Annotated in this window: 8 protein-coding genes; 5 read left to right on the forward strand and 3 right to left on the reverse strand. The window is 47.8% G+C overall.

Annotated features, from left to right (window positions below):
* Window positions 1–257: 257 nt before the first annotated feature.
* The 4 genes from ACTRXI_RS16085 to ACTRXI_RS16100 all read left to right on the forward strand — a co-directional run bounded on the left by ACTRXI_RS16085 (window position 258) and on the right by ACTRXI_RS16100 (window position 4,025).
* A complete protein-coding gene (locus ACTRXI_RS16085) occupies window positions 258–1,211 on the forward strand; it encodes an ABC transporter permease (RefSeq protein WP_474264236.1) in 954 nt (317 codons plus the stop codon).
* Entirely contained in the window at window positions 1,201–2,157 is a 957-nt protein-coding gene (locus tag ACTRXI_RS16090) for an iron chelate uptake ABC transporter family permease subunit (protein WP_474264238.1), read from the forward strand. The genes ACTRXI_RS16085 and ACTRXI_RS16090 overlap by 11 nt, the downstream gene beginning before the upstream one ends.
* Window positions 2,145–2,903, forward strand: coding sequence for an iron ABC transporter ATP-binding protein (locus tag ACTRXI_RS16095; protein ID WP_474264240.1), 759 nt, complete (start codon window positions 2,145–2,147; stop codon window positions 2,901–2,903). The genes ACTRXI_RS16090 and ACTRXI_RS16095 overlap by 13 nt, the downstream gene beginning before the upstream one ends.
* A gap of 105 nt (window positions 2,904–3,008) precedes the next feature.
* Window positions 3,009–4,025, forward strand: coding sequence for a siderophore ABC transporter substrate-binding protein (locus ACTRXI_RS16100; protein WP_474264242.1), 1,017 nt, complete (start codon window positions 3,009–3,011; stop codon window positions 4,023–4,025).
* A gap of 32 nt (window positions 4,026–4,057) precedes the next feature.
* Here the strand turns inward: ACTRXI_RS16100 and ACTRXI_RS16105 are convergent, their stop codons facing one another.
* The 3 genes from ACTRXI_RS16105 to ilvD form a co-directional block, all read right to left on the reverse strand.
* Window positions 4,058–4,462: a disulfide oxidoreductase gene (locus ACTRXI_RS16105; protein ID WP_474264244.1), complete on the reverse strand. Its 405-nt coding sequence runs from the start codon at window positions 4,460–4,462 to the stop codon at window positions 4,058–4,060.
* Between the two features lie 5 nt (window positions 4,463–4,467).
* Window positions 4,468–5,154 (reverse strand): DsbA family protein, encoded by a 687-nt coding sequence (locus tag ACTRXI_RS16110; protein ID WP_474264246.1) that lies wholly within the window; start codon window positions 5,152–5,154, stop codon window positions 4,468–4,470.
* A gap of 144 nt (window positions 5,155–5,298) precedes the next feature.
* Complete coding sequence (ilvD, locus tag ACTRXI_RS16115; RefSeq protein WP_474264248.1) at window positions 5,299–6,993, reverse strand: dihydroxy-acid dehydratase; 1,695 nt, start codon at window positions 6,991–6,993, stop codon at window positions 5,299–5,301.
* A 303-nt stretch (window positions 6,994–7,296) separates the two neighbouring features.
* On the opposite strand from ilvD, the gene ACTRXI_RS16120 reads away from it, so the two are divergent.
* Window positions 7,297–7,497 (forward strand): hypothetical protein, encoded by a 201-nt coding sequence (locus ACTRXI_RS16120; protein ID WP_474264250.1) that lies wholly within the window; start codon window positions 7,297–7,299, stop codon window positions 7,495–7,497.
* Window positions 7,498–7,688 lie beyond the last annotated feature (191 nt).

Genomic DNA, 7,688 nt, shown 5'->3' on the forward strand with positions numbered 1-7,688 from the left:
TTAGGGCTTCTTTTTTCTTTCGATGGCACAACAAAGGCCTCCGAAATCCATTTTCGGAGGCCTTTGTCTACAATCTGCGCCGGTTCTGCCTTTCAGGCAGGCCGGCTTTTTCGTTTATGAAAAATTTAGGAAAAAAGCAAAAGGTACATTGACATTTAAAACCGGGGTGATAGAATAAAAAATGTAATTGATAATGAATATCATTAATAATTAGACGCAGAACGATGCAATTGTTCTTGGAAATGAAGTGTTTACAGATGAAATGGTGGTACTTACTCGCTCTTCTCGTTCTTCTTTCGGCCGGTTCCCTGTTTATCGGCGTCCAGACGGTGTCGGTTCAGGGGCTGATGGCAGGAAACGAAGACGAATGGCGTACATTGACATCGAGCCGTATACCACGGCTCCTCAGTATTATTATGGCCGGCATGGGGATGGCCATCTGTGGGTTAATCATGCAGCAGCTGAGCCGGAACCGGTTTGTTTCTCCTACTACAGCCGGTACGATGGACTCGGCCCGGTTTGGCATTTTAGTGGCCATGATCTGGTTTGGCGGAGCCACGCCGCTGCTCCGGACCGGCGTAGCTTTTTTATTCGCACTTCTCGGTACGTTTATTTTTATGACAATTCTGGAGCGCGTGAAATTTAAAGATCCCATATTTATTCCATTGGTGGGATTAATGTTTGGGAGTGTTGTAGGCTCCGTCACAACGTTTTTTGCCTTACGGTATGACGTTGTCCAGAACATGTCAGCCTGGCTGCAGGGGGATTTTTCATTAATTGTGAACGGCCAGTATGAGCTCCTGTATGTCAGCCTGCCGCTTATTTTCATAGCTTACATATTTGCCGGACGGTTTACGATCGCCGGCATGGGAGAAGAATTTGCGGTGAACCTGGGGCTGAATTACCGTACAGTCGTCAATCTTGGCATTACCATTGTCGCCGCTGTGACGGCCGTCGTTATATTAACAGTGGGAACCATCCCTTTTTTAGGCCTAGTGGTACCGAACATTGTTGCTATCTACCTGGGGGACAACCTGCAGAAAACGCTGATTCATACCGCACTGCTTGGCGCGGTGTTTGTGCTAGTCTGTGATATTTTTGGGCGGCTGATCGTTTTTCCGTATGAAGTGCCTATCGGTTTAACCGTAGGTGTCCTGGGCAGTTTCTTGTTCCTCTATATGCTGATGAGGAGGAAGAAATATGCGTTTTAATTGGAAGATCATAGGACTGGCTGTTTTGTCGCTTGTTCTCGCCGTCATCTTTATGTTTACAGACGCTGGAGGTAACTGGGATTACGTCCTGGAGCACCGGGCAGAGAAGCTTCTTGCTATGGTTATGACCGGCGGTGCGATTGCTTTTTCCACTGTTATTTTTCAAACGATTACGAATAACCGGATTTTAACACCTAGTATTATAGGTCTCGATTCATTGTATATTTTGCTGCAGACAGCACTCGTGTTCTTTTTCGGTTCCACGTCGGCGGTTGTAGTTAACGGTCCGTTGAACTTTTTCGTATCGCTTGCCTTGATGCTCGGGTTTGCCGTCATTCTTTACTACTTTTTATTTCAGGGGGAGCAGCAGGATATTTTCTTTCTGCTGCTCGTCGGAATTGTCTGCGGAACATTGTTCAGCAGCATTTCAACATTTTTACAGGTCCTCATATCACCAGATGAATTTTTAACGATTCAGGACAATATGTTTGCAAGCTTTAACAATGTGAATACAAATATTCTCGGTATTTCTGCAGCGGCTTTTGTACTGCTGTTTATCTACTCCCTGTCTTTCATGAAATATTTAAATGTTCTCTCCCTTGGGAAGGACCAGGCGGTTAACCTGGGAGTGCCGTATCAATACGCGGTAAAGCGTCTGCTTGTCGTTGTAGTTATGTTTATTTCCATTGCAACCGCGCTCGTCGGGCCTATTACGTTTTTAGGCCTGCTCGTGGCAAACGTTGCTTACGAGCTGATGAAGGATTACCGGCACAGCATGCTGCTTGCGGCTGCTGCGCTTGCGGCTGTGGCATTTCTTATCGGCGGCCAGTTGCTCGTCGAGAGGGTGCTTGGCTTCAACACAGCGATCAGCGTCATTGTGAATTTTATCGGAGGCATTTACTTTATCTATCTGTTATTAAGGGGGAATAAAGCATGGTCCAGGTAATGAATGTAACAAAAAAATATGATGAAACGCCGGTCGTAGACGACGTTTCCGTAACGATTAAGCAGGGACAGATCACCTCATTTATCGGTCCGAATGGGGCGGGAAAAAGTACGCTGCTTGCCATGATCAGCCGTTTGATCGCGAAGGACGAAGGCGAAGTGAAAATCGGGGACAAGGACATTACGAAAACAAAAAGCCGGGAGCTGGCAAAGAAACTGGCGATCTTAAAGCAGTCCAACGAAATGAACGCCCGGCTTACCGTCCGTGAATTAATCTCCTTCGGCCGTTTTCCTTATTCGCAGGGACGTCTGAGCGCAGAAGACTGGAAATATGTGGATCAGGCAATTGATTACATGGAGCTTGAAACGATGCAGGACTCCTTTATTCATCAGCTGAGCGGCGGCCAGCGGCAGCGGGCCTTCATTGCAATGGTTATTGCTCAGGACACCGACTACATTCTGCTCGATGAGCCGCTGAACAACCTGGATATGAAGCACTCGGTGCAAATCATGAAGGTGCTGCGCCGTTTAGTGAAAGACATGGGCAAAACCGTGCTTCTGGTTATTCATGATATTAATTTTGCTTCCTGTTACTCCGATGACATCGTCGCTTTAAAAAATGGGCATATCGTAGCTCAGGGCACCACCGAAGAGATGATGGCATCAGAAGTACTGACAGATATCTATGAAATGGATATGCCGATCTGTCGTATTAACGATCAGAAAATCTGTGTTTACTTTACATAAACACTGCCATCGGCCCGTTGATACGGCGAAAGAGTAACAAAAGGAGGGAGCACCAGCGCATCAGGGCTTGGAAAATAAAATAACTTATCCAGGGGGAATGGAAAAATGAAAAAGAGCAAATGGATGCTTGCGTCAACTGCAGTATTGGGAACAGCACTTATTGCTGCATGCGGAGCTGATAATTCAGAGTCATCAACTGCAGAAGGTGAAAACAGCAGTGCTTCAAATGAGGAAGACACCAATGAAGAAAATGGGGAGGAAAGCAGCGGGGAAGTGACGGTGGAACACGAGCTGGGTGAAACAACAGTACCGGAAAACCCTGAAAATGTCGTCGTGTTTAACTATGAAATGCTTGAAACGCTGGATGAGCTTGATGTAGACGTGGACGGCGTGGCCCAGGAGTCGCTTCCTTCGTACCTGGATGATTACAGCAGCGATGAATATGAAAATATCGGCAGCCTGAAAGAACCGGATTTTGAAGCAATTAACGCAATGGAGCCGGATGTTATTATCATTTCAGGGCGCCAGAGTGATGCCTATGAGGAACTGAGCGAGATTGCTCCGACTGTTTATACAGCAGTGGATACAGAAAATTATATGGAATCCTTTGACAGCAACATGGAAATGATCGGAGAGATTTTCCAGAAGGAAGAGCAGATGCAGGAAAAAGTAGACGAGCTTCATACCCGCATTGAAGATTTAAACGAAAAGGCTGAAGATGCCGGAGAGTCGCTGGTGACGCTTGTAAACGACGGTTCCTTGAGTGTTTATGGCGAAGGATCCCGCTTCGGGCTGATTCATGACGTGTTTGGCGTGCCGGCAGCGGATGAAAATATCGAAGCATCTACACACGGACAGAGTGCTTCCTATGAATACTTAGCGGAAGAAGATCCAGAACACCTCTTCGTCATAGACCGCAGTGCGGTAGTCAGTGAAGGCGGGGAAGAGCAGTCAGCTGCGGAAACTCTCGATAATGACATTGTGAATGAAACACAGGCAGCGCAGAACGATGACATTCATTATCTGGACCCGGAATACTGGTATCTTTCCGGCGGCGGTCTGCAGTCGATGGATAAAATGATTACAGAAATAGAAGAAGCCGTGGCTTCGTCCGAAGAATAATAAAAAATAGTCACGTGCCTGAGGGCATGTGACTATTTTTTGCGTACAGCGATAATCAAAAGAGCAATGGAAATAATCAAAAATGCAGTGAAGGAAAGAAGAGGAATAGTAATAAACCCGAACCACTGCGCTGATTGATCGGAGCAGGAAACCGCGCCGGTGCATTCCGTGGCCTGCTGCAGCACGGGAAGCTTTTGGTAAAGGTAATGATAGCCTGCAAGTAGCATGCCAGGAACAGCAAGAGGTAGCGCATACCATATGACCTGCCGCTCCCCGCGGAAGACAGCCACGCCCAAAATAACTGCGAGCGGGTACATAAGAATGCGCTGATACCAGCAAAGCTCACACGGCGTGTAGCCTAAAATTTCGCTGAACGATAAGCTGCCGAGTGTAGCGGTAATGGCCATTAGCCAGGCCGCACTTAACCAACGATCCATAGGCGTTACTCCCCTGCCTCTTCTTCAATCATATCGAGCAGCTCCTGATAGCTGTCACCTTCAAATAGTTCTCCATTCACAAATACGGAAGGGGTGCTGTTTACACCAAGATCTTCGGCCATGGAACGGTCATTCTCCACGTTTTCTTCATAGGTGCCGTTTTCAAAAGCTTCAATCACTGTGTTTACTTCCTCTTCGGAAGCTGTTGTCTGCAGCAGCTCCGCTAAACGTTCCTGGTTAAAGTAATCGCCGCCTTCATTCTGCGGCTGGTTGGCGAAAAGTGTATCGTGAAAGCTCCAGAAGGCTTCATCCCCGAGTTCGCCATAAACGGCTTCGCTGAATTCTGCCGCTGTAGTGGAATCTTCACTTAGAAATGGGTAATGAACGTAATGGAAAGCGGCATCGCCGGATTCAATAAACTGGGACTCGATTTCAGGAACGACCGATTCGTGAAAATCTTTGCACGCCGGGCACTTATAATCCCCGAATTCAACGACTGTTACCGGGGCATCCTCGTCCCCCTTGAGGGGCTGGCCGCTTGTATCAAGACTTTCTTCGCTGCTCCCGCCGGAATTGTCACTGCTTCCGCCGCCGAAGTTGCCGACAAGAATGATAGCGAGCAAAATCACAGCTATAACGGCTACAATGGCTGCGAATGTACGGCCGGAACTGGGCCTTGGTTTTTTAGACATAGGAAACTCCTTTCGTGGCTATGCTATGTATGTAGTGCTCAATACCTTCATAATTTACCATAAATTGTTGGAAACTCAAGAGTCTTCAAAAAAATGCTGAAAAGAAAGAGAACTGCCCGAAAAGGCAGCTCTCCGTAATATTGCTTATAAATCTGCGTCGGTAACGGCGCCTTTGGCACTTGAAGAAACGAGTTTAGCGTACTTGGCCAGTGCTCCGCGTTTTTCCGGAAGATCCGGGGCCTGCCAGGCGTTTCGGCGTTTTTCAAACTCTTCATCGGAAATATGGAGGTTGATTTCCTGCGTGTCACTGTCAATGGAGATGGTATCCCCGTTTTCAAGCAGGCCGATCGGACCGCCAACACTTGCTTCAGGCGCAACGTGCCCGATAACAAAACCGTGTGAGCCGCCGGAAAAACGACCGTCGGTCATAAGAGCCACTTTACCTCCGAGACCGCGTCCTACGATCATGGAAGTGACAGAAAGCATCTCCGGCATACCCGGGCCGCCCTGTGGGCCGACGTAACGGATAACGAGCACGTCTCCTTCGACGATATCCCCGTCCATGATGGCCTTTGTAGCTGATTCTTCGCTGTTAAAGACTTTTACCGTACCTTCGAACCGGCTGATCTTCTGACCGGACAGCTTGATTACGGAGCCTTCCGGTGCGACGTTTCCTTTTAAAACGACAAGCGGACCGGTCTTTTTAAATGGTTCAGCGATAGGACGGATAATTTCCTGACCTTCCTTGAGGGACGGCACAGCATCAAGGTTTTCTGCAAGCGTCTTGCTGGTTACCGTGAGGCATTCACCGTGCAGGAGCCCCTCCTCATGGAGAAGCTTCATGACTGCCGGCACGCCGCCGATTTCATAAAGGTCCTGCATGACATATTTGCCGCTCGGCTTCAGGTCGGCAATATGAGGGACATTCTGGCGGACGCGTTCAAAATCGTCATAAGACAGGTCCACGTCTGCCGAATGAGCAATCGCAAGAAGGTGTAAAAACGCATTGGTGGAACCGCCAAGCGCCATAACAACCGTAATGGCGTTTTCAAACGCTTTTTTCGTCATAATATCCTTTGGAAGAATGTTATTTTCAAGCAGTTCGATGGTTAATTCCCCGGCCTGTCTGCATTCGGTTTCTTTGTATTCGTAAATCGCAGGCGTGGAGGAAGAACCGGGGATGCTCATGCCAAGCGCTTCTACGGCAGCAGCCATCGTATTGGCTGTGTACATCCCTCCGCAGGCACCAGCACCCGGGCACGCATTGCACTCTACCTGATGAAGCTCTTCATCGCTGATCTGACCAGTCTGGTGCTGGCCGACAGCCTCAAAGGACGAAACAATATCAATATCTTTACCGTTTAGTTTACCCGGCTGAATAGTTCCGCCGTAAACGTAAACGGAAGGAATGTTCATGCGGGCCAGAGAAATGACGCAGCCAGGCGTCGTTTTATCACAGCCGCCGATGGCGACGACCCCGTCGAGACGCTCCGCATTGGTAACAGTTTCAATCGAGTCCGCAATAATTTCACGGCTTGGAAGGGAGTAATGCATGCCTTCATGGCCCATTGCGATTCCGTCAGATACGGTAATTGTGTTGAAAATAAGCGGTGCACCACCGTTGGTGGACGCCCCCTGCTTTGCGTGGCGTGCAAGATTATCGATATGTACGTTACAAGGAGTAACCTCGCTCCACGTACTTGCGATGCCTATCATCGGTTTTTTAAAGTCGTCGTCTGTAAATCCAACGGCCCTGAGCATTGCCCGGTTCGGCGCCCGGTTGGCTCCCTCGCTGATGGCTTTACTGCGGTTTCGTAAATCTTTTTCTGTGTTTCCCATCGCTATGACCCTCTCTCATGAAGTTTCGTCGCAGACAATGTGCATGACGGTTCGCGTGCTCCATACGCAGCACGGGTATTTTTCTATGCATATACAAATGTCTATCTAACAAGGACTATCCACTATCATACTAGGAATAGATGATTGTTTCAACGTAACAGCGGTGGTGAACAAAAGTTATTTCTGACAAATGAAAAAATTAGTATGGGAGATAACTTTACAGACGGATGGGAAAAGGAAAAGGAATTTATTATGATATAGATAACCTATCTCTACTCATGAGAGAAAATGGAGGGAATAACGATGAAAGAACCAGTTGTATGGGCTGTGGCAATGTTGGTTGCGTTTCTCGCTCTGTTTTTAACGGGGACTCTGCAGCTGCAGGGATTCGAAAGTGTTATTATTCAAATGATTGGTTTCAGTGGCATGGTGTTTGCGCTTTTATACAGTGTACTGCTTACACAGAAATCAAACGACGAAAAGGATCAGACATTCAAACGGTGATTGAAGACCGACATTATAATGAAAAAAGCATCCGGGAAGAAAAACCGGATGCTTTTTGTATCTTATTTTGCAGAAGTGGAAGTTTTGTGTGAAAGACGATCCGAGCTTGGCTTGATCGCGGAAGTATCCTGGCGGTTGGCCAGAAATTCCGGACGCGGCTCCTGGCCGCTGAACGGATCGACGAGCTTGTT

The organism is Marinococcus sp. LNHM4E3-1, from assembly GCF_056034405.1.